The sequence below is a fragment of the Hahella sp. NBU794 genome (assembly GCF_050749805.1).
In the GTDB taxonomy this organism is placed as follows: domain Bacteria; phylum Pseudomonadota; class Gammaproteobacteria; order Pseudomonadales; family Oleiphilaceae; genus Hahella.
On record NZ_CP192738.1, the window covers coordinates 1,533,453 to 1,553,882 of the forward strand.

17 protein-coding genes and 3 tRNA genes are annotated in these 20,430 nt (G+C 55.2%); all 20 read left to right on the top strand.

Annotation, left to right across the window (positions count from 1 at the left end; all coding sequences use genetic code 11):
* Positions 1-60: 60 nt before the first annotated feature.
* The 20 genes from alaS (at position 61) to ACQYWX_RS07015 (ending at position 20,393) form a co-directional block, all read left to right on the top strand.
* Entirely contained in the window at positions 61-2,691 is a 2,631-nt protein-coding gene (gene alaS, locus ACQYWX_RS06920) for an alanine--tRNA ligase (RefSeq protein WP_431688320.1), read from the top strand.
* Positions 2,692-2,811: 120 nt separating this feature from the next.
* On the top strand, positions 2,812-4,038 hold the full coding sequence (locus tag ACQYWX_RS06925; protein ID WP_216734967.1) for an aspartate kinase: 1,227 nt from the start codon (positions 2,812-2,814) through the stop codon (positions 4,036-4,038).
* A 264-nt stretch (positions 4,039-4,302) separates the two neighbouring features.
* Positions 4,303-4,506 carry a carbon storage regulator CsrA gene (gene csrA / locus ACQYWX_RS06930; protein WP_011398946.1) on the top strand — a complete coding sequence of 68 codons (204 nt, stop codon included), beginning with the start codon at positions 4,303-4,305 and terminating at the stop codon, positions 4,504-4,506.
* A 77-nt stretch (positions 4,507-4,583) separates the two neighbouring features.
* Positions 4,584-4,673, top strand: a tRNA-Ser gene (locus ACQYWX_RS06935).
* 17 nt (positions 4,674-4,690) lie between these two features.
* Positions 4,691-4,767, top strand: a tRNA-Arg gene (locus ACQYWX_RS06940).
* A gap of 30 nt (positions 4,768-4,797) precedes the next feature.
* Positions 4,798-4,874 (top strand) — tRNA-Arg (locus ACQYWX_RS06945).
* Positions 4,875-5,238: 364 nt separating this feature from the next.
* Positions 5,239-5,487, top strand: a complete 249-nt coding sequence (locus ACQYWX_RS06950; RefSeq protein ID WP_127969085.1) for an OadG family protein — start codon at positions 5,239-5,241, stop codon at positions 5,485-5,487.
* Between the two features lie 42 nt (positions 5,488-5,529).
* A complete protein-coding gene (gene oadA / locus ACQYWX_RS06955; RefSeq protein ID WP_431688321.1) occupies positions 5,530-7,335 on the top strand; it encodes a sodium-extruding oxaloacetate decarboxylase subunit alpha in 1,806 nt (601 codons plus the stop codon).
* Between the two features lie 13 nt (positions 7,336-7,348).
* Positions 7,349-8,671: a sodium ion-translocating decarboxylase subunit beta gene (locus ACQYWX_RS06960; protein WP_279503209.1), complete on the top strand. Its 1,323-nt coding sequence runs from the start codon at positions 7,349-7,351 to the stop codon at positions 8,669-8,671.
* A 122-nt stretch (positions 8,672-8,793) separates the two neighbouring features.
* The gene (locus ACQYWX_RS06965) at positions 8,794-9,087 is read left to right on the top strand and encodes a flagellar protein FliT (RefSeq protein ID WP_216734964.1); all 294 of its coding nucleotides are present in this window, start codon (positions 8,794-8,796) and stop codon (positions 9,085-9,087) included.
* 221 nt (positions 9,088-9,308) lie between these two features.
* Positions 9,309-10,748: a sigma-54 dependent transcriptional regulator gene (locus ACQYWX_RS06970; protein WP_279503211.1), complete on the top strand. Its 1,440-nt coding sequence runs from the start codon at positions 9,309-9,311 to the stop codon at positions 10,746-10,748.
* Between the two features lie 313 nt (positions 10,749-11,061).
* Positions 11,062-12,321 carry a sensor histidine kinase gene (locus ACQYWX_RS06975; protein ID WP_431688323.1) on the top strand — a complete coding sequence of 420 codons (1,260 nt, stop codon included), beginning with the start codon at positions 11,062-11,064 and terminating at the stop codon, positions 12,319-12,321.
* A 27-nt stretch (positions 12,322-12,348) separates the two neighbouring features.
* On the top strand, positions 12,349-13,752 hold the full coding sequence (locus tag ACQYWX_RS06980; protein ID WP_216734961.1) for a sigma-54-dependent transcriptional regulator: 1,404 nt from the start codon (positions 12,349-12,351) through the stop codon (positions 13,750-13,752).
* A 124-nt stretch (positions 13,753-13,876) separates the two neighbouring features.
* On the top strand, positions 13,877-14,233 hold the full coding sequence (fliE, locus tag ACQYWX_RS06985) for a flagellar hook-basal body complex protein FliE (protein ID WP_127969092.1): 357 nt from the start codon (positions 13,877-13,879) through the stop codon (positions 14,231-14,233).
* 48 nt (positions 14,234-14,281) lie between these two features.
* Complete coding sequence (gene fliF / locus ACQYWX_RS06990) at positions 14,282-16,000, top strand: flagellar basal-body MS-ring/collar protein FliF (protein ID WP_431688324.1); 1,719 nt, start codon at positions 14,282-14,284, stop codon at positions 15,998-16,000.
* Positions 15,993-17,018 carry a flagellar motor switch protein FliG gene (gene fliG, locus ACQYWX_RS06995; RefSeq protein WP_127969094.1) on the top strand — a complete coding sequence of 342 codons (1,026 nt, stop codon included), beginning with the start codon at positions 15,993-15,995 and terminating at the stop codon, positions 17,016-17,018. The genes fliF and fliG overlap by 8 nt, the downstream gene beginning before the upstream one ends.
* Positions 17,019-17,058: 40 nt before the next feature.
* A complete protein-coding gene (locus ACQYWX_RS07000; protein ID WP_431688325.1) occupies positions 17,059-17,976 on the top strand; it encodes a flagellar assembly protein FliH in 918 nt (305 codons plus the stop codon).
* Positions 17,963-19,327, top strand: coding sequence for a flagellar protein export ATPase FliI (gene fliI, locus ACQYWX_RS07005; RefSeq protein ID WP_127969096.1), 1,365 nt, complete (start codon positions 17,963-17,965; stop codon positions 19,325-19,327). The genes ACQYWX_RS07000 and fliI overlap by 14 nt, the downstream gene beginning before the upstream one ends.
* A 31-nt stretch (positions 19,328-19,358) precedes the next feature.
* The gene (fliJ, locus tag ACQYWX_RS07010) at positions 19,359-19,811 is read left to right on the top strand and encodes a flagellar export protein FliJ (RefSeq protein ID WP_216734957.1); all 453 of its coding nucleotides are present in this window, start codon (positions 19,359-19,361) and stop codon (positions 19,809-19,811) included.
* 276 nt (positions 19,812-20,087) lie between these two features.
* The gene (locus tag ACQYWX_RS07015) at positions 20,088-20,393 is read left to right on the top strand and encodes an STAS domain-containing protein (RefSeq protein WP_011398930.1); all 306 of its coding nucleotides are present in this window, start codon (positions 20,088-20,090) and stop codon (positions 20,391-20,393) included.
* Positions 20,394-20,430 lie beyond the last annotated feature (37 nt).

Sequence of the window (20,430 nt, forward strand, 5' to 3'; positions counted from 1 at the left end):
TGCGCGCAATTCAGTCATCGCGCGGGTCTCACTATCGAAATCACCCAGAACGGAACAGGTATGAAGAGTTCAGAAATACGCAGCGCCTTTTTAAAGTATTTTCAGCGTAACGGGCACGAAGTTGTCGCCAGTAGTTCGCTGGTTCCGGCGGATGATCCTACATTGCTGTTCACTAACGCCGGTATGAATCAGTTCAAAGACGTGTTTCTGGGCAAGGATAAGCGTAATTATGACCGGGCGACCACTTCGCAAAAGTGCGTGCGCGCAGGCGGCAAGCACAACGACCTGGAGAATGTCGGGTATACCGCTCGTCACCACACATTCTTCGAGATGCTGGGCAACTTCAGCTTTGGCGACTACTTCAAGCGCGAAGCGATCAATTACGCATGGGAATTCTTGACTTCATCGGACTGGCTCAACATCGATAAGAGCAAGTTGACCGTAACGGTTTACGCCTCCGATGGCGAATCCTACGATATCTGGGCCAATGAAATTGGCGTGCCGAAAGAGCGCATTATACGCATCGGCGATAACAAGGGCGCGCCCTATGCGTCGGACAACTTCTGGCAGATGGGCGACACCGGCCCCTGCGGCCCATGTACCGAAATTTTCTACGACCACGGACCGCACATCGCGGGTGGGCCTCCTGGCAGCCCGGATGAAGATGGCGACCGCTTCATTGAAATCTGGAACGTGGTTTTCATGCAGTTCAATCGCACCGCTGATGGCGAGATGCATCCGCTTCCCAAGCCGTCTGTGGACACAGGGATGGGCCTTGAGCGCATCTCTGCCTTGATGCAAGGCGTGCACTCCAACTACGAGATTGATCTTTTCCAGGAGCTGTTAGTCGAAGCTTCCAAGGTGCTTGGCGGCGCCTCTACAGAGGAGCCAGCGCTGCGGGTTATCGCTGACCATATTCGTTCCAGCTCGTTCCTGATCGCTGATGGCGTGTTGCCTGAGAATATCGGGCGTGGTTCCGTATTGCGCCGTATTATTCGTCGCGCTGCACGCTACGGCAACAAAGTGGGTGCGACTGAGCCATTCTTGCATAAATTGGTCGCTAAGCTCGTGGCGTTAATGGGAGATGCTTATCCAGAGCTGAAATCCTCTCAAAGCAAAATTGAAAAGACACTGCTATTGGAAGAAGAGCAGTTCGCCAAAACTTTGGACAAGGGCTTGCGCTTGCTCGAACAGGAGCTAGAGCAACTCAAGGGCTCCATCATCCCAGGTAAAACGATCTTTACTCTTTATGATACCTATGGATTTCCGGTGGAGCTGACCAACGATATCGCCAGAGAAAGAAGCTTGGCGATGGATATGGACGGCTACGAAGTAGAGATGGAAGCTCAACGTAAGCGCGCGCGTGACGCAGGATCTTTTGGGATGGATTACAACGCTGGTCTGAACATAGAGGCGTCCTCTGAATTCACGGGTTACACCGAGCTTGCTGGCAGCTATAAGGTGCTGGCCTTGTTCGCCGGTTCAGATAAGTCTGACGCTCTGACTGCTGGTCAGCAAGGCGTAGTTGTGCTGGATAAGACGCCGTTTTACGCAGAGTCGGGCGGTCAGGTGGGCGATACCGGCGTGCTGAAAACCGATACCGGTGTTTTTATCGTTAAAGACACCAAAAAAGAAGGTTCGGCGATTGTGCATATTGGCGCGGTCTCTGAAGGTGAGATCAAAGCGGATCAAACCGCAACGGCGGAAGTGGATCGTCACAAGCGTAAAGCCACGGCTCTCAATCACTCTGCTACGCACTTATTACATGCCGCTTTACGTAAAGTATTGGGAGATCATGTCGCCCAGAAAGGCTCCTTGGTGGACCCTGAGCGTTTGCGTTTTGACTTCGCGCACTTTGAGCCGATGACGCAGGAGCAGATTCGTCAGGTGGAATCCATCGTTAATGCACAGATTCGCGCTAATACGCCGGTTTCAACGGAAGTTATGGGAATGGATGCTGCGCGTGAACGTGGCGCTATGGCGCTGTTCGGTGAAAAGTATGGCGATACCGTGCGTGTTCTGGCGATGGGCGAAAGCGACTTCTCCATCGAACTGTGTGGCGGCACTCACGTCGAGCGCACTGGCGATATCGGTATGTTTGTCGTTACCAGCGAAGCGGGAACAGCCGCTGGCGTGCGTCGTATTGAGGCGTTGACGGGGCAGCCTGCGGAGAACTGGGTGCAGTCCGGTGATGCATTGTTGCGTGATATCGCCGCGCTGGTTAAAGGCAATCGCGAAACAGCGGCGGATAAAGTCCGCGCTCTGATTGAACGATCCCGTCAATTAGAGAAAGAAGTGGACCAGGTTAAAGCCAAACTAGCTAGTTCCGCGGGCAGCGATCTGGCTGCTTCTGCGGTAGAGGTAAAAGGCCTCAAAGTGCTTGCCGCCAAGTTAGATGGCGTTGATCGCAAGGCGTTGATGGATACCGTCGATCAATTGAAAAACAAGTTGGGGCAAGCGGTTGTGCTGCTGGCGTCTGTTGAAGATGGTAAGGCTTCCTTGGTGGCGGGCGTCACCAAAGCGGAATCTGCGAAAGTAAAAGCCGGAGATCTGGTGAAAATGGTAGCTGAGCAACTGGGCGGCAAAGGCGGCGGACGTCCGGACATGGCCCAGGGCGGCGGCGTGGAGCTGGATAAGCTTGATGCGGCGTTAGCCTCTGTTAATGCGTGGGTGGAAGAGCAACTGGGTTAATTCCGCGCATTCGAAAGACGAAGGCAGGGAGAATATGCGGGCGCGCCTAGGCGACGCCCCGAGCAAAGGGAAGTGTGTGACGAAAAAATGTAATTACTAAGACGGAAAGATAGAAACATTATGGCCCTACTGGTTCAAAAGTTCGGAGGCACTTCTGTCGGTAGCGTGGAGCGTATCGAGAAGGTCGCGGACAAAGTAAAAAAGTTTAGAGAAGAAGGTCATGACTTGGTGGTGGTGGTGTCGGCGATGTCCGGCGAAACCAACCGGCTGATCGGGCTGGCCAAGGACATAATGGATGAGCCGACTCCAAGAGAGTTGGACGTTCTGGTCTCCACCGGCGAGCAAGTGACCATAGCGCTGCTTTGTATGGCGCTGCACAAGCGCGGCTGCGAAGCGCGTTCATATACTGGCGGACAGGTCCGCATTCTTACGGATAACGCCCACACTAAGGCCCGCATCCTTGAAATTGACGAAAACAATATTCGCGCTGATCTGGATGCAGGTCGTGTGGTTGTCGTCGCGGGCTTCCAGGGCGAAGACGAGAGCGGCAATATCACCACGCTTGGCCGCGGCGGCTCGGATACCACCGGCGTTGCTCTGGCGGCGGCGTTAAAGGCGGATGAGTGCCAGATTTATACCGACGTGGATGGCGTTTACACCACTGATCCGCGCGTCGTGGACAGCGCGCGCAGACTCGACAGTATTACCTTTGAGGAAATGCTGGAAATGGCGAGCCTGGGCTCCAAAGTTTTGCAAATACGCTCGGTGGAGTTCGCCGGCAAATATAACGTTCCCTTACGTGTCCTTTCATCGTTTGAAGACGGTCCGGGCACGCTGATAACAACAGAGGATGATGAGAATATGGAGCAACCCATAGTATCGGGCATAGCTTTCAACCGCGATGAAGCCAAACTGACCGTATCCGGCGTGCCGGATATCCCTGGCGTGGCGTCAAAGATCCTTAAACCGATCAGCGACGCTAACATTGAGGTGGATATGATCGTGCAGAACGTGGGTGAGGATAATCACACCGACTTCACTTTCACTGTGCACCGCAATGACTTCAACAAGGCCAAAGCGATCCTTGAGAAGCTCTGTAAGGAGCTTGAGGCCAGAGAGGTGAAGGGGGATAGCAAGATCGCCAAAGTCTCCATCGTCGGCGTTGGCATGCGTTCTCATGCAGGCGTCGCCACCACGATGTTTGAAGCGCTTTCCAAAGAAGGCATCAACATCCAAATGATCTCCACTTCTGAGATCAAAGTTTCTGTCGTGATCGATGAAAAATATCTGGAATTGGCGGTTAGAAGCCTGCACGGCGCTTTCGAATTGAGCGAAAAACCGGCGTAATTTTGGATAAAACATTGGCTTTTGCCTGGAAATAACTAAAATAGGCGACCTGTGTGATGCAGGTCGCACGTAAATATAGAAAAAGATCAACCGGAATCCGCAATTTCTTAACGACGGTTATTAACCGTCCTTTTAAAAATCGGATTCTCGATAATAATAAAAAAGTGCAGTAGGTTGACGAAGGGCTTGTAGAGCGCAGTAAATCTACAAGTAATCGACAATTAGGTCATTTTTTGGAATAGGTCGTTCTTTAAGGAGAATAAGATGCTAATCTTAACCCGCCGTGTAGGCGAAACTCTGATGGTTGGTGATGATGTAACCGTTACCGTTCTGGGGGTGAAGGGTAATCAGGTGCGTATCGGCGTTAATGCGCCGAAAGAAGTAGCTGTACACCGCGAAGAAATTTATCAGCGTATCCAGCGTGAGAAGTCTGCTCAGGCTGGCGAGTCGGACCATCAGGACGATTAATTGACGGTACCACAAACTTTTTTTGAATAAGGACTATCATTCTTAAAATTTTGTGGTACTATACGCCCCGCTTTTGCGGAGAGATGGCCGAGAGGCTGAAGGCGCGCCCCTGCTAAGGGCGTATGGGGGAAACCTCATCGAGGGTTCGAATCCCTCTCTCTCCGCCACTTTAAGTTTTTGATGCGCGCTCGTAGCTCAGCTGGATAGAGTACCTGGCTACGAACCAGGCGGTCGGAGGTTCGAATCCTCCCGAGCGCGCCATTTAAAAACCTTAAGTTGTCAATTTGTTGCGCGCTCGTAGCTCAGCTGGATAGAGTACCTGGCTACGAACCAGGCGGTCGGAGGTTCGAATCCTCCCGAGCGCGCCATCTCTTAACTGTTTTTGCAGTATCTAAAACAGTAGATGTTAGGAAGCCAATCGCGGCTTCAAAATAAGATGTCTACGAACCAAGCTTCTTAGTTTTCGATCCAGTTCAATTCCTTCTCGTCAATGCCGTTTTTCTTCACCGGCGCATCATTGTTTTTCAAGCTATGGTGTTGAGTTCTCAGTTTTTTTAGGATTTTTCGTCAATAGGGGAAAACCGAAGTTTTACGGTTGCGCACCCCTGGTTTTATCGGTATCTTACGCAAGATTTGCCGCCGAGAAGCGGCCCTGCGTTTGTTCTTTAAGCACATGGAATGCCTCTTCGTTGGCGTCTTCATGCTGGTATATCAAAGACAGGTATCGATCATATGAATGAGCTTTTTCAGCAGGCGGTCACCCTGATGGTAGCGGGAATGGGATTCGTATTCGTATTCCTGGCTATACTGGTCGGCGCAACCAATTTGATGTCGAAAGTCGTCAATCGCCTGGCGCCGGAAATTCAGGTAGTCCCCCCTCCCACCGCAGGCAATCCCACGCCGCCTCCGAATAACAATAACGACACGATGGCTGTTATCGCAGCCGCAATCGCTAAACACCGTTCACGCCACAAGAAGTGAACGCAAGGAAATTCGCGAGAGTAAACGAAAGGCTAATAACCCATGACAACAACGAAAAAACCACTAGGTATTACGGACGTAATATTGCGTGATGCGCATCAGTCGCTGCTGGCCACGCGCATGCGTTTAGACGACATGCTCCCCATTGCCGAGAAGCTTGATCAAGTCGGCTATTGGTCCATTGAGTCCTGGGGCGGGGCGACTTTCGACTCCTGTATCCGCTATCTGGGGGAAGATCCATGGGAACGCATTCGCGAATTGAAAAAAGTGATGCCAAACACGCCTCAGCAAATGTTGCTGCGTGGGCAAAACCTGCTTGGCTACAGACATTACGCTGACGATGTTGTCGAACGCTTTGTAGACCGCGCTGCGGCTAACGGCGTTGACGTATTCCGTGTCTTCGACGCGATGAACGATCCTCGAAACCTCGAGACCGCGATCAAAGCAGTGCTGAAAGTCGGCAAACATGCGCAGGGCACCTTGTCCTACACCGTCAGTCCCGTGCATACAATTGATATGTGGGTGGAGCTGGCCAAGAAAATTGAGAGCATGGGCGCGAATTCTATCGCCATTAAAGACATGGCGGGCCTGTTGAAGCCCTACGTGGCGTTTGAGTTGGTCAGCCGTCTGAAGAAAGAATGCTCCGTGCCTATTCATATGCATTGTCACGCCACCACTGGCATGTCCACGGCTACAGCGCTTAAAGCGGCGGAAGCGGGCATCGACAATGTAGACACCGCCATCTCTTCCATGAGCATGACCTACGGCCATTCACCCACCGAGGCGCTGGTCGCAATTCTGGAGGAGACAGACCGCGATACAGGTCTGAATATCAATCTTCTGGAAGAAATCGCCGGTTACTTCAGAGAAGTGCGTAAGAAATACGTCAAGTTTGAAGGCAGCCTGAGAGGTGTGGATTCCCGCATCCTGGTGGCGCAGGTTCCTGGCGGTATGCTTACTAACATGGAAAACCAGCTGCGTGAGCAGGGCGCTATCGATAAGCTGGACGCAGTGCTGGAAGAGATTCCACGCGTGCGCAAAGACCTCGGTTTTATTCCCCTGGTGACGCCCACGTCGCAAATCGTCGGCACTCAGGCGGTACTGAATGTACTGACGGGCGAGCGCTATAAATCCATCGCCAAAGAAACGGCTGGCGTGTTGAAAGGGGAGTATGGTTCAGCGCCGGCTCCGTTCAATGCTGAACTGCAGGCCAGGGTCTTGGAAGGCGCTCAGCCTATCACCTGTCGCCCCGCCGACTTGATAGAACCTGAAATGGATAAATTGACGGATGAGCTGAAGAAGCTGGCGTCCGAGAAAGGCGTGAAGTTGGCGGCGCAAGCAGTCGACGATGTGCTGACCTATGCGTTGTTCCCGCAAGTGGGCCTGAAATTCCTGGAGAATCGCGGCAACCCTGCGGCGTTTGAGCCGGTTCCCAGCGCTGACGACCTCAAGCCTGCCGCCCCTGCGGCTAAAACTGCGGCGCCTGCAGGCGGCCCAGAGGTGTACACCATCGTTGTTAACGGTCAGACCTATGTGGCGCAAGTATCAGAAGGCGGCGATATTACTCAGGTCGCGGCTGTCGGAGCGGCTCCCGCTCCTGTTTCCGCAGCGCCGGCTCCTGCGCCAACTGGCGGAGGCGAGCCTATCCCTGCGCCATTGGGCGGAACTATCCTGCGTCTGGTCGTACAGGCGGGGCAAACCGTTCAGGAAGGCGACGTGCTGCTATACCTGGAAGCGATGAAGATGGAGACGGAAATCCGTGCGCCGAAAGCCGGACATGTCGCCAGCATCGATGTCAAAGTGGGCGATGCGGTCTCCGTCGGCCAGTCTCTCTTGAAACTGGCTTAAGAGGTAGCGTTGTATGAACGGATTGTCCCAGCTGGTATACGGCAGCGGCCTGTATAACCTGGAATGGGGGCAGGCGGTCATGATGGCCATCTGCCTGGGTTTGCTGTTCCTAGCGATACGCAAAGGTTTTGAGCCTTTGCTTCTGCTGCCGATTGGTTTCGGCGGTTTGTTGGCGAATATTCCTGAAGCCGGTCTGGCGATGTCGGCGGTTGAGAACGCGATTCACTTGGGCTCTCCCGAACAGCTGGCCAACCTGGCGGCGGCGTTGAATATTCCTTTTGACGTCACGCAGGCAGTGACGCCGGAGATCCGGCACGAGTTCATCGTGGCCTACAAGGGCGCCCATGCAGCGATGTATCAGGCGGTTTCATTCGCCGCTCAGGACATGGGCTTCACCAGCGGCATGCTGTATCAGTTCTTCAATGTCGCCATTATGAGCGGTGTGGCGCCTCTGCTTATCTTCATGGGCGTTGGCGCGATGACTGACTTTGGTCCGTTGCTGGCGAATCCGAAGACGCTGATGCTCGGCGCTGCGGCGCAGTTCGGTATTTTCGGTACGGTGCTTGGCGCTGCGGCGCTGGACGCTTCCGGCATGATTCCTTTCTCCATCAAAGAAGCAGCGGCGATTGGCATCATTGGCGGCGCCGACGGTCCGACCTCCATTTATGTGGCGACGCTGTTGGCTCCGCATTTATTGGGCGCTATTGCGGTCGCGGCGTACTCTTACATGGCTTTGGTGCCGTTGATTCAGCCTCCGATCATGAAAGCGCTGACCAACGACGCAGAGCGTAAGATCAAGATGGAGCAGCTGCGTCACGTAACCAAGGCGGAGAAAATCGTTTTCCCGATTATCCTGCTGGTTCTGGTCGCCATGTTCCTGCCAGACGCAGCACCGCTGTTGGGCATGTTCTGCTTCGGCAACCTGATGCGTGAGTGTGGCGTGGTGGATCGCTTGAGCGATACTTCGCAAAACGCGCTCATCAACATCGTCACCATCATTCTGGGTCTTTCCGTGGGCAGTAAGTTGTCCGCTGACAAGTTCCTGGACGTGCAGACGCTGGGCATCCTGGTGTTGGGCATGCTGGCGTTCTGCGTGGGCACTGCGTCAGGGGTTTTGATGGCGAAGCTGATGAATAAGCTCCCCGGAACCCAGGTCAACCCGTTGATTGGCTCCGCTGGCGTGTCCGCCGTTCCGATGGCTGCGCGAGTGTCCAATAAGGTTGGTCTGGAGGCGAACCCGCAAAACTTCCTGCTGATGCACGCGATGGGGCCGAACGTGGCTGGCGTTATCGGATCAGCGGTAGCGGCGGGCGTCATGATCAAGTTCTTGAGCTGATTTAGCCTCACTGAGTTTCCGGCGCGGCCAATAAAAATAATACCCGCGCCGGAAAATCTCATGTCGGAATGCTACACTAGCCCGAGATGGCGTATCTCAATCCAGCATAGGGCGAAGCCTAAATGTCGCAGTTGGAAAAGCTAGCGGAACAGATCGAACAACTGGCCTCACAGTCTAAGTGGGACGAATTAATTGCTTTGGAGCCTGCTTTACGTGACGTGGTGCAAGAGAGCGTCGCGCAGACCAGCGAAGACGATAAACCTCAACTTATCGCCACACTGACTCGATTACGCAGCATATACGCCAACGCGGTTCAACACGCCGGCTCCAATCGTTCAGAGTCCGCCCAGGAACTCACCAGCGTCCGTCGTAGTTTGAAAGCGGCGCAGTCCTATCTCAACACGTCCAAGTTTTAACCTTCCTGTTCAGCGGCTGTCTATTTTCAATCGCGCTGGCGACAATTTTTTGAACGGTTTTTATTCAGATATCGAAATTCGACTATTTGCGTCATTTATTTGACCACTCCCGGAAAGCGTACTTTAATTCTTGGGAAAGAAAAGGTTACTCCTCGCAATATGGAACCGGGTGACCGAGATGGAGGCTCAGGACATTTCAACAAATGTAGTACTGAGGTTACATGACAAGCAAAGACAGCACTGTCCTCTTGGTCTGCGATGACGATGCGCGTAGACAGGCCATAGAAGTGATACTGGCGTTTCTGGGCGAGCCTGCTCTGGCCACGGATGCGGATAACTGGGTAAAAGCGTGTAAAGACGCCTCATTGAGCGCTATGGACATGGCTGTGGCGTTGATGGACGCCAGCGTGACGCAGGTGGAAGATTTTCTCGTCAAGCTGGAAGAATGGGACCCGGGCCTGCCTGTGCTGATGCTGGGGGAGCGTGATCTGTCGGAAGTCGACGAAGACCTGCGTCGCAAGATCATTGTCCAGCTCGAAGAGCTGCCTCACTACAACAAGTTCATGGATAGTCTGTATCGCGCGCAAGTCTATCGCGAACAGTACGCGGCCAAGAGCGGTCGCGGCAAACAACGGGAAATCCTGTTGTTTCGCAGTCTGGTCGGCACCAGTCGTAGCGTGCAGAAAGTGCGTGAATTGATGTCCCAGGTGGCGGACAAAGAAGTCAGCGTGCTGATCACTGGCGAATCCGGTACTGGTAAAGAAGTGGTCGCGCGCAACCTGCATTACAACTCCCATCGTCGCAATCAACCTTTTGTTCCCGTTAACTGTGGCGCGATCCCTGCGGAGCTTCTGGAGAGTGAACTTTTCGGTCATGAAAAGGGTGCGTTTACCGGCGCTATCACCTCTCGCGTCGGACGCTTTGAACTGGCGCAGGGCGGCACTTTGTTTCTGGATGAAATCGGCGATATGCCGTTGCACATGCAGGTCAAGATTTTAAGAGTACTGCAAGAGCGCACCTATGAACGGGTTGGCAGCAGCAAAACGCTGGAGGCGGATGTGCGTATCATCGCCGCTACCCACAAACATCTTGAGGATATGATCGAGCGGGGCGACTTCCGGGAAGACCTCTACTATCGCCTCAACGTTTTTCCCATCGAAATGCCGCCCTTGCGGGAGAGAGCGGAAGACGTGCCGCTGCTGATCAACGAATTGATCTCCCGCATGGAGAAAGAAAAACGCGGCTCTATCCGTTTTAACTCTGCGGCGATTCTAAGCCTGTGTCGCCATGAATGGCCTGGCAATGTCAGAGAACTGGCGAATCTGGTGGAGCGGTTGGCGATCATGCACCCCTACGGCGTGATTGGCGTGCAGGAGCTGCCGCTGAAATTCCGCCATGTGGAGGATATCGAGCAGGGCATGGAAGACCTGGATGAGGGCTACTCAGGGGAGCCTGGTCTGGTGGGGCTTAATTCCCCGGCGGTGCTGCCTGTGAATGGGCTGGACTTGAAAGAGTATCTCGCCAATTTGGAAAAGAGCCTGATCAAACAGGCTTTGGATGACTCCGGCGGCGTCGTCGCCCGCGCGGCGGAACGTCTGCATATTCGCCGTACCACGTTGGTGGAAAAAGTACGTAAGTACAATCTCAACGCTGACGAGTAGAGCGAACTTCTTTCCCTGTTAATTCTGATTTCATTTCCTGTTGAGCCCGGCGTTGTCCGGGCTTTGTCGTTTTAACTTCTGGCGCTTCATGCTTATCAATAAACCAGCTTGGTTAGGAGCATGGACGCCTCACGCAAACCCTGGCGCGAAAGCCGTTGGCTCGTCAATTTTTCGGCGTGGCGCTTAGTCCTTTTGTCCTAACTGCATGAAACTGCGGCGTTAATCAGGGCTGGCACAGAAAATGATTGATTACGGTTAAGACAGGTTTTTCGTCAATGTTCCAGCGATACGGACAAGTGATCGGAGAGGCAATATGAGTGTACCGAAAATTTTGTCGCCGGCGGATCAAGAGCAGCCGGTAGCGGTGATCCACCATTTGGCCCCCAAACATACCGGGTTTGACGACGGCGCTTATGCAGCGTCCGCAGACCCGGGTTTGGACCGGGCGATGAGCATGTTCGGCGCCATCGCAGATCAGATTTCCCAAACCTATCAGGATCTCAGCGGACGGGTAAATCGTCTGGCCAATGAGCTGGACTCCGTCAGCCTGAATCGACAGAGAGAGCACGAAGACAAAGCGCGCATCGCCAATCGCCTGAAGACTTTATTGCAGGCGTTGCCGGTGGGCATCGTCGTGCTGGATGCGAGAGGCTCCGTACAGGAGTGCAATCCCGCTGCGGTGGACCTGTTGGGCGAGCCTTTACATGGAGAGCGTTGGGTGGAAATTATCCAGCGCTGCTTTGCGCCCAAGGCGGACGATGGACACGAGGTGTCATTGAAAGACGGTCGTCGCCTGAGCATTCAAACCTGCTCGCTGGAGAACGCTCCGGGCCAGTTGATTGTGTTGTCTGATCTCACTGAAACCCGTGAGTTGCAATCTCGTTTGTCCCGCAGTGAGCGTCTGTCTTCCATGGGCAGAATGGTGGCGTCTCTGGCGCATCAGATTCGCACGCCACTGTCTGCCGCCATGCTGTATGCGGGGCATCTCTCTCAGCCTGAGCTGGACGGCTCCCTGCGGGTGAAATGCGCGCAGAAACTGATGTCCCGGCTTACTCATCTGGAACAGCAAGTACGCGACATGCTGATTTTCGCCAAAGGCGACGCGCCTCTGGCGCAACGCATTACCTGCGCGGAATTGTTTTCTGAAATTCAAGCGGCGGCGGAGCCTGAAGCGCAAAGCAAGCAGGTTCCCGTGCAATGGAGCATCGACTGCGGCGAACGGGAAATCCTGTGTAATAAAGACGCTTTGGTCGGCGCAGTATTGAACCTCTTCAATAACGCGCTGGAAGCGGTAAAAGGCGTGGATCAGCCTCAGGTGGAAGTGAATCTGAGCGCTCCGGGGCAGGGATTCATCTGCCTGGAAGTGCGTGATAACGGCGTCGGCTTTGACCCTGAAGACGGTCACCGTCTGCTGGAGGCGTTCTATACCACCAAATCCCACGGCACCGGTCTTGGCCTGGCGGTGGCGCAAGGCGTGGCGCAGGCGCACCACGGGCGCTTTTTCATCACCTCCGGCGGTCCGGGTCTGGGCGCCCGGGCCATTCTGACTTTGCCAGCGCGCCACTCCGCCTGACTCACGAATCTTTGAAGGAGACATGCCATGAATAAACCGACCCTGCTGATAGTGGAAGACGATCTGGAGTTACTGGACGCGCTCACCACTACGCTGGAAATGAACGGGTATGACTATATCGGCGTTGATTCCGCCAGAGAAGCCTTGAGCGTTCTGGAGCAGCGCGCCGTAGATATGATCATCAGCGACGTCAACATGCCGGGCATGAACGGCTTTGAGTTGATGCTGGAAGTACGGCGTCAATATCCCGGCGTCCCGGTTGTGCTGATGACGGCATATGGACAGATCAGCCAGGCGGTGGCGGCCATGCAAAGCGGCGCGGCGGACTATCTGGTCAAACCGTTTGAGCCGCAAACGCTGTTGGACACCATTGAAAAATACATGGGCGGCGCCGGCGGCGATTCCAACGCCGACGAGCCGGTGGCGGTGGACGGCGCCAGCAAGCGCATATTCCAGTTGGCGCAGCGCGTGGCGATGACAGACTCCACCGTGCTGATTTCCGGCGAAAGCGGCACCGGGAAAGAAGTGCTGGCGCGTTATATCCATCGTAAATCCGCCCGTAAGAATGCGCCTTTCGTGGCGATCAACTGCGCGGCCATTCCAGAAAACATGCTGGAAGCGATTTTATTTGGGCATGAGAAGGGCGCTTTTACTGGCGCCTACGCGAGCATGCCGGGCAAGTTTGAACAGGCGGACGGCGGCACCATTCTGCTGGATGAAATTTCCGAGATGGATCTGGGCCTGCAAGCCAAACTGTTGCGTGTATTGCAGGAGCGGGAAGTGGAGCGTATTGGCGGACGCAAGAGCATTCGTCTTGATGTGCGCGTGCTGGCGACCACCAACCGGGACCTGAAAACCTACGTGCAGGAAGGCCGTTTCCGGGAAGACCTCTATTACCGCTTGTCCGTGTTTCCAATTCACTGGCGGCCGCTGCGCGAGCGTCGCGCGGACATCGTGCCTTTGGCGGAGCACCTGCTGGCGAACCATGCGCAGAAAATGAAACTTTCTTTCGTGCGTTTCGACGATGGCGCGCGTCAGGCGCTGTACAACCATGACTGGCCGGGCAACGTGCGCGAACTGGATAACGCCATTCAACGCGCCCTGATTCTGCAGCAAAACGGTCAGATCACCGCCGCGGATGTGTGCCTGGAAGGCGTCAGTATGGACAGCCTGGCCGCGCCCTTTGCGCCGGGGATGGCGATGTCAGAGCCAATGGACGAAATGGAGGACGTGGATGACGTCAGCGGGTTGGGGCAGGAGATGCGCATGCGCGAATTTCAGATCATTCTCGACACGCTGAAAAGCGAGGGCGGACGCCGCAATAAAGTGGCGGAGAAGCTGGGCATTTCACCGCGCACATTGCGCTACAAAATCGCCCGTATGCGTGAGTCCGGCATCGACATCGACGAACAAATGGCGCGGGCTTGCTAACGTCGTGTTCAGCATGGCGAAAGCGCTGAAACTGGTATGTTTTCTGCAGAACTAGTTTAAACGAAACGGCTTTCGACGACATTTTGACAAGGCGTTTCGATAGCTTGGGAATGTGGAGGCGGTTATGACAAATCGGGTCGATATCAACAATGTGCTGGCGGATATCCGTAACCTGCGCGCGCAGATGCGGCAGTCAGCGCGCGTCGAGCAGGAACTGTCCGCTGAGCAGTTGAAGCCCACCCGCAAGCCTGAAGAAGTTCCCGAGTTCAGCCAGATGCTCAAGCAGGCGGTGGACAACGTCAACGACCTGCAGAAAACCTCGTCAGACCTCAGAACCGCCTATGAGCAGGGCGACCCGCAAGCGGATCTGACCAAGGTGATGATCGCCTCGCAGAAATCGTCGGTGGCCTTTCAGGCGCTGACCCAGGTGCGCAACAAGGTGGTCCAGGCCTACGAAGACATCATGAAAATGCCTATCTGATCGGCTCAGTCATTCTAATAAAGCAGTAAACAAGTATCGAGGTGGACAATGGCTAGCGTTCCCGCACAGGTCGACGCCCAGGGCGGACAGAATAACGACGTGGATCTGATGGAAAACCGCAGCGATATGATGCTGGGGTTCAATCGTTTATCCCTGCTGCGTCAATTGGTGTTGATGGTGGGGGTCGCCGCCAGCATCGCGATGGGAGCGGCCATCATCCTGTGGGCGAATGAACCCGCTTATCAGCCGCTGTATCCGGACATGAGCGTGTACGACAGCTCGGAAGTCTCGGACATCCTCAATCAGAGCAATATTCACTTCAAAGTAGAACCCAAGTCCGGCGCCCTGTTGGTGGCGGCGGAAGATGTGAGCGTCGCCAGAATGCGTCTGGCCGCTGCAGGCGTGACCCAGGACAGAACCATGGGGTACGAGCTGCTCGACAAAGATCAGGGACTCGGCACCAGTCAGTTCATGGAGTCCACCCGCTATCGTCGCGGTCTGGAAGGTGAGTTATCGCGCACTATCTCCAGTCTGCGCAATGTGAAAAGCGCGCGGGTCCACTTGGCGATTCCCAAGCAAAGCGTGTTTGTGCGCGACAAGCGCAAACCGTCCGCCTCCGTTCTGGTGGAGCTGACCGGGTCGCGCAGTCTGCACCAGGATCAGGTGGAAGCCATCGTTAATCTGGTGGCCGGCAGCGTGCCGGAGATGGACCAGCGCGACGTCACGGTGGTGGACCAGCGGGGTAATCTGCTGTCACAGAACAATTTGACCGAAGACGACTTGAGAACCTCCCGTGAATTCCAGTATGCGCGCCGTATGGAGGAGGTGCTGACCGGTCGGGTGAACAGTATTCTGGAGCCGATATTGGGGCCAGGGCGCTTCCGCGCGGAAGTTTCTGCGGACGTGGATTTCACTGCCGTGGAGCAGGCGCAGGAAACCTTCAATCCAGACCCTCAGGCTGTGCGCAGCGAGCAGGAGATTGGCGAGCAGCGTATCGCCGGCAGCAATCAGGGAGTTCCCGGCGCTCTATCCAATCAGCCTCCAGGCGTGGCCAGCGTGCCGGAGCAGGCGGGCGTCGCTGGCGCCGCCGCGAATGCAACCGCCAATAGTCAGGCCACGGATATCCGTAAACAGACCGTGCGTAACTACGAAGTGGACCGCACCGTCAGCTACACTAAACAACATCAGGGTAAAGTCCAGCGTCTTACCGTGGCGGTAGTCGTGGACGACCTGCGTCGGGTGGGTACAGACGGAAAAGTTACTACTGAAGCCTGGCCGGAAGCGGAGCTGCAGCGGCTGACCGTCCTGGTGCGGGATGCGGTGGGTTACTCCGCCGCTCGTGGCGACAGCGTCAACGTCATCAATACGCCTTTCATGGCGGAGGAAGTCGAGATTGGCGACTATGAAGCGCCGCTGTGGGAGCAGCCCTGGATACGTGAACTGATCAAATGGGGCGTCGCCTTTCTGATCGTCCTGATCCTGGTGTTCGGAGTCATTCGCCCAACCTTCAAGAACCTCTCCAGTGGCGGCTCTGACGCCAAGAATCTGGCGCTGGCCGGCGATGAAGATGGGTTGGCTGAGCTGGAAAGTCTGGGCTCTGGCGTAGGTGATGGAGAAAGTGTAGGCTTAAACGCAGCGGGCGATTTTTTACTGCCCGGCTCCTCTGAGGGATATGAGAAAAAGATTAACGCGCTCAAAGGACTGATTGCTGAAGATCCGGGTCGAGTGGCCCAGGTTGTTCGCCAATGGGTAATGGCTGATGAGTGACGAGAAAGGTGAGAAAAAACCGGTACGCAAAGTCTCCCGCGTGGAATCGGCGGCGATTTTGCTCATGTCTCTCGGCGAAGCGGACGCCGCTCAGATTCTAAAACACATGGGGCCCAAGGAAGTGCAGCGTGTGGGCGCGCAAATGGCGCAATTGCAGAACGTGACTCAGGATGTTGTCGAACACGTCACCACTGAATTTCTTGAAGCAGTCGGCGGCCAGACCGGTCTGGGCATCGGCGCTGACGACTATATTCGCACTATGCTCACCCAGGCCTTGGGTGAGGACAAAGCCGCCAGCCTGATCGACCGTATCCTTCTGGGCGGCAACACGACTGGTCTGGATACGCTAAAGTGGATGGAAGCGCGGGCGGTATCAGACATCATTCGCTACGAACACCCCCAGATCCAAGCCATCGTCATCTCCTATCTTGATCCGGACCAGTCCGCGGAAGTGCTATCCAATTTCGATGAAAAAGTGCGTCTGGACATCATCATGCGGGTGGCGGCTCTGGAAACGATTCAACCCCAGGCGCTGCAGGAGCTTAACAATATTCTGGAGAAGCAGTTCTCCGGCGGCTCTTCAGCGCAAACCAGCAGGATCGGCGGCGTCAAACGCGCGGCGGATATCATGAACTTTATGGACTCCAGCCTGGAGGCGCCGTTGATGGAATCCATCAAGGATGTGGACGCCGATCTGGGCAGTCAGATCGAAGATCTCATGTTTGTGTTCGACAACCTCAAGGATGTGGACGATCGCGGCATTCAATCCCTGTTGCGTGAGGTGTCGTCCGATAACCTGATTCTGGCGTTGAAAGGCGCGGAAGAGGATTTGCAGGAAAAGATCTTCCGCAATATGTCGAAGCGGGCGGCGGAGCTGCTGCGCGACGATCTGGAGGCGCGCGGCCCCGTTCGCATCAGCGAGGTGGAAGCGGCGCAGAAAGAAATTCTCACTATCGCGCGGCGCATGGCCGAAGCCGGCGAAATCATGCTGGGCGGCGGCGGCGAAGAAATGCTGTAAGCCCGTCGCCTGTGCAACGCCACACTAACAGAGCCAGCCGATGAAAGACCAACCCGAAACCATCCCCAAGGAAAAACTGACGGCCTACGAGCGTTGGGAATTACCGGTCATGGGGGAACAGCAGGAAACGCCCAAGATCAAACCGCCTACGGCGGCGGAACTGGAGAACATTCGTCAGAGCGCTTATCAGGAAGGACTTGAACAAGGCAAAGAAGAAGGCTTTCAGAAAGGCTTTGAACAAGGCCATGCCGAAGGTAAACGCAAAGGTGAGCAACAAGGCCTGAAGCAGGGGCGCAAGACTGGCGAAAGCGAGGCGGTGAAGTCCAAGAGCGCCGTCATCGACCAAGCCTTGAGCCACTTCGAAGAGCTGGCGACTGAACTGGAAGCGCCGATTCGCAAACATCAGGATGAGGTGGAAGAGGCGCTGCTCAATCTGGTGCTGGCGATCTCCCGGGCGGTGGTGTTCCGTGAATTGAAAGTGGACCGCTCGCAAATTCTGCGCGTGCTGCAGGAGGCCCTGGCGGCGCTGCCCAACACAGAAGAGCTGGTCACCATCTATCTGCATCCGCAGGACCTGGCGTTTGCCAAAGAACACTTGCCGCCGGAAAGAGGAACCCGTTATCAGGCGGACCCCGCTTTGATGGAAGGCGGGTGCCGTGTGGAGACCCGTCATACGTTGCTGGACTTCACCGTTGAAAAACGATTCCAGACCACCGTGCAGCAAATGCTGTCCCGTCATAGCGACGATGCTTCTTTGCAGGAAACCAAAGACTTCACCGATCAGATGGGCGAGATGAGCGATCTGCACCGGGACTTGCTGGAGAAAAACGCGGAAGCGCCGCTGGCCCCCGAAGTACCTATTGAATCGTCTAGGGCCGAGGATATAGAGGCCGACAAGCTGCATCAAGCGCCGTCGGAGGCCCAGGAAACGCCGGAGGGCGACGATGAGTCTGGTTGAGCGGCTACGCAACTACGAGCGTTTCGTGCCGGCTCAGGCGCGTCCTGAGCTGAATGGTCGTCTGACCCGCGTGGTGGGGCTCACCCTGGAGGCGGTCGGCTGTCCGATGACTTTGGGAGAACGCTGCCTGATCGAAGTGCGCGGCGGTCGCATGGTCGAGGCGGAAGTCGTTGGCTTCTCCGATGAGCGGGTTTACCTGATGCCGCTGGCGGCGGTGGAAGGCCTGCAACCCGGCGCCAAAGTGAAGCCGATGTCCGGAGTGGGGCGTATTGGCGTGGGCGCTTGCCTGTTGGGGCGCGTGCTGGATGGCGCCGGCGAGCCACTGGATGGTCGCGGTCCTTTGCAGGCGGAGCATCACGTTGAATTGTTCGGTGCGCCGATCAACCCTTTGCACCGTGCGCCGATCCGGGAAAAACTCGATGTCGGCATTCGCGCCATCAACTCACTGTTAACCGTCGGCATCGGCCAGCGCCTGGGATTGTTCGCAGGCAGCGGCGTGGGCAAGAGTATGCTGCTCGGCATGATGACCCGCTTCACGACGGCGGACATCATTGTGGTGGGGCTGGTGGGAGAGCGTGGCCGTGAGGTGAAAGAATTCATTGAAGATATTCTTGGCGAAGAAGGCCTGCGTCGCGCGGTGGTCGTGGCGTCACCCGCCGACGACTCGCCATTGATGCGCTTGCGCGCAGCGGTCCTGACTACGCGCATCGCCGAGTATTTTCGCGACTTGGGCAAGAACGTGCTGTTGCTGATGGACAGCCTGACGCGCTACGCCCAGGCGCAACGGGAAATCGCCCTGGCGGTGGGCGAGCCTCCCGCCACCAAAGGCTATCCCCCTTCCGTGTTCGCCAAACTGCCGCAACTGGTGGAGCGGGCGGGCAACGGCAAACCCGGCGGCGGTTCCATCACCGCGTTCTACACGGTGCTGACGGAAGGCGATGACCAACAGGACCCCATCGCCGACGCCGCGCGTGCAATTCTGGACGGCCATATCGTGCTGAACCGACGTCTGGCGGAGGAGGGGCATTATCCCGCCATTGATATCGAGGCTTCCATCAGCCGGGTCATGCCTCAGGTGACGACGCCGGACTACTTGCAAAGGGCGCAGCGCTTCAAACAGTTATACGCCCGCTACCAGCAGACGCGGGACCTGATCAGCGTCGGCGCATACGTGCCCGGCTCCGATAAAGAAACCGATTATGCGATCGAAAGATTTCCCCACATGCGCAAATTTTTACAGCAAAGTCTGCGGGAACGCGCTACGCTGAATGATAGCGCACAAGGGTTGAATCAATTGTTCACCCCGGCTCCGGCGCAAGGCGCCGCGCCCAGAGCCCCGGCGAAACCATAAGGTTACTCCACTTTAGTTCAGGTGCTTTAACGTGGCGGAGAAAAAGAAGTCGCAAAGGTTGTCGCTGGTGCTTGATCTGGCGGAGCGGGACGAGGAAAACGAGCGCAAGAAAATGGGCGAGATCCGACGCAGAGTGGAGCAGGCGGAAGGCAAGCTGGAGCAACTGGTCGCCTATCAGCGTGATTATCAGGATGAATTAAGGGGTACTCAAAACGGCGTACGTTCAGTGCGTCATATCCAAACCTATCATGTCTTCATCAGCAGGCTGGGCTCGGCTATCGAGCAGCAGCAACAGCAGTTATTGCTGTTGAAACAGCAGTTGTCGCAACAAACGGATGTGTGGCGGGCGGCGTATCAGAAAAAAAATAACATGCAGGACTTTATTGATCGCTGCAAAAAAGAGGAAGCCTATTACGAGGACAAGAAGCAACAGCGCAACCTGGACGATGCTGTCGGTCGACGCGCCTATCACAACAGACATTAAGATACGGTAGAAAAAGTTTTTTGGTTTTAGCGAGTTAGCTGAAACAGGCGGAAAATGTGCCTGAAAGTCAGTTTTTGGCTGTGGATAAAAAGCGGCCAAGTGAATGAAAACTGGAAATTTAGTAAAAATCAGCTATTGATGAATTAGTAAGAATATGAGTATTGAAATTCACTGCGTACTATTCGTAATATCCTGAATTTCAAATAAAAAGAACACAGAATGGATCTAACCGATCCTGATGGTTTGATTAGGGGAGCGCCAACAGAAGGAGGCAATATGTCTATAACGACAAGCCGCTCTGACGATAATGCCGAACTGACTATTCGCATTAAAGGGCGATTTGATTTCAGTTCCCACCAGGAATTCAGGGATGCTTACGAAAACCCTGAGGGACCGTTCGAGCAGTACAAGATCGATATGACGGAGACGACGTATCTGGATAGCTCCGCCTTGGGGATGCTGTTGTTATTGCGGGATTATGCAGGCGGCGACAACGCTAAAATCTGCATCACGAACTGCAACAATGATGTCAGGAAGATATTGACGATTTCCAATTTTGAACAATTGTTTGTTATTCAATAAAGCGCCCGTAGTTTTTGGGCGCCTGAAACGGACTTTC

Coding starts and splice junctions, on each gene's coding strand:
- alaS (WP_431688320.1), top strand. CDS start 61: ATGAAGAGTTCAGAAATACGCAGCGCCTTTTTAAAGTATTTTCAGCGT.
- ACQYWX_RS06925 (WP_216734967.1), top strand. CDS start 2,812: ATGGCCCTACTGGTTCAAAAGTTCGGAGGCACTTCTGTCGGTAGCGTG.
- csrA (WP_011398946.1), top strand. CDS start 4,303: ATGCTAATCTTAACCCGCCGTGTAGGCGAAACTCTGATGGTTGGTGAT.
- ACQYWX_RS06950 (WP_127969085.1), top strand. CDS start 5,239: ATGAATGAGCTTTTTCAGCAGGCGGTCACCCTGATGGTAGCGGGAATG.
- oadA (WP_431688321.1), top strand. CDS start 5,530: ATGACAACAACGAAAAAACCACTAGGTATTACGGACGTAATATTGCGT.
- ACQYWX_RS06960 (WP_279503209.1), top strand. CDS start 7,349: ATGAACGGATTGTCCCAGCTGGTATACGGCAGCGGCCTGTATAACCTG.
- ACQYWX_RS06965 (WP_216734964.1), top strand. CDS start 8,794: ATGTCGCAGTTGGAAAAGCTAGCGGAACAGATCGAACAACTGGCCTCA.
- ACQYWX_RS06970 (WP_279503211.1), top strand. CDS start 9,309: ATGACAAGCAAAGACAGCACTGTCCTCTTGGTCTGCGATGACGATGCG.
- ACQYWX_RS06975 (WP_431688323.1), top strand. CDS start 11,062: ATGAGTGTACCGAAAATTTTGTCGCCGGCGGATCAAGAGCAGCCGGTA.
- ACQYWX_RS06980 (WP_216734961.1), top strand. CDS start 12,349: ATGAATAAACCGACCCTGCTGATAGTGGAAGACGATCTGGAGTTACTG.
- fliE (WP_127969092.1), top strand. CDS start 13,877: ATGACAAATCGGGTCGATATCAACAATGTGCTGGCGGATATCCGTAAC.
- fliF (WP_431688324.1), top strand. CDS start 14,282: ATGGCTAGCGTTCCCGCACAGGTCGACGCCCAGGGCGGACAGAATAAC.
- fliG (WP_127969094.1), top strand. CDS start 15,993: ATGAGTGACGAGAAAGGTGAGAAAAAACCGGTACGCAAAGTCTCCCGC.
- ACQYWX_RS07000 (WP_431688325.1), top strand. CDS start 17,059: ATGAAAGACCAACCCGAAACCATCCCCAAGGAAAAACTGACGGCCTAC.
- fliI (WP_127969096.1), top strand. CDS start 17,963: ATGAGTCTGGTTGAGCGGCTACGCAACTACGAGCGTTTCGTGCCGGCT.
- ACQYWX_RS07015 (WP_011398930.1), top strand. CDS start 20,088: ATGTCTATAACGACAAGCCGCTCTGACGATAATGCCGAACTGACTATT.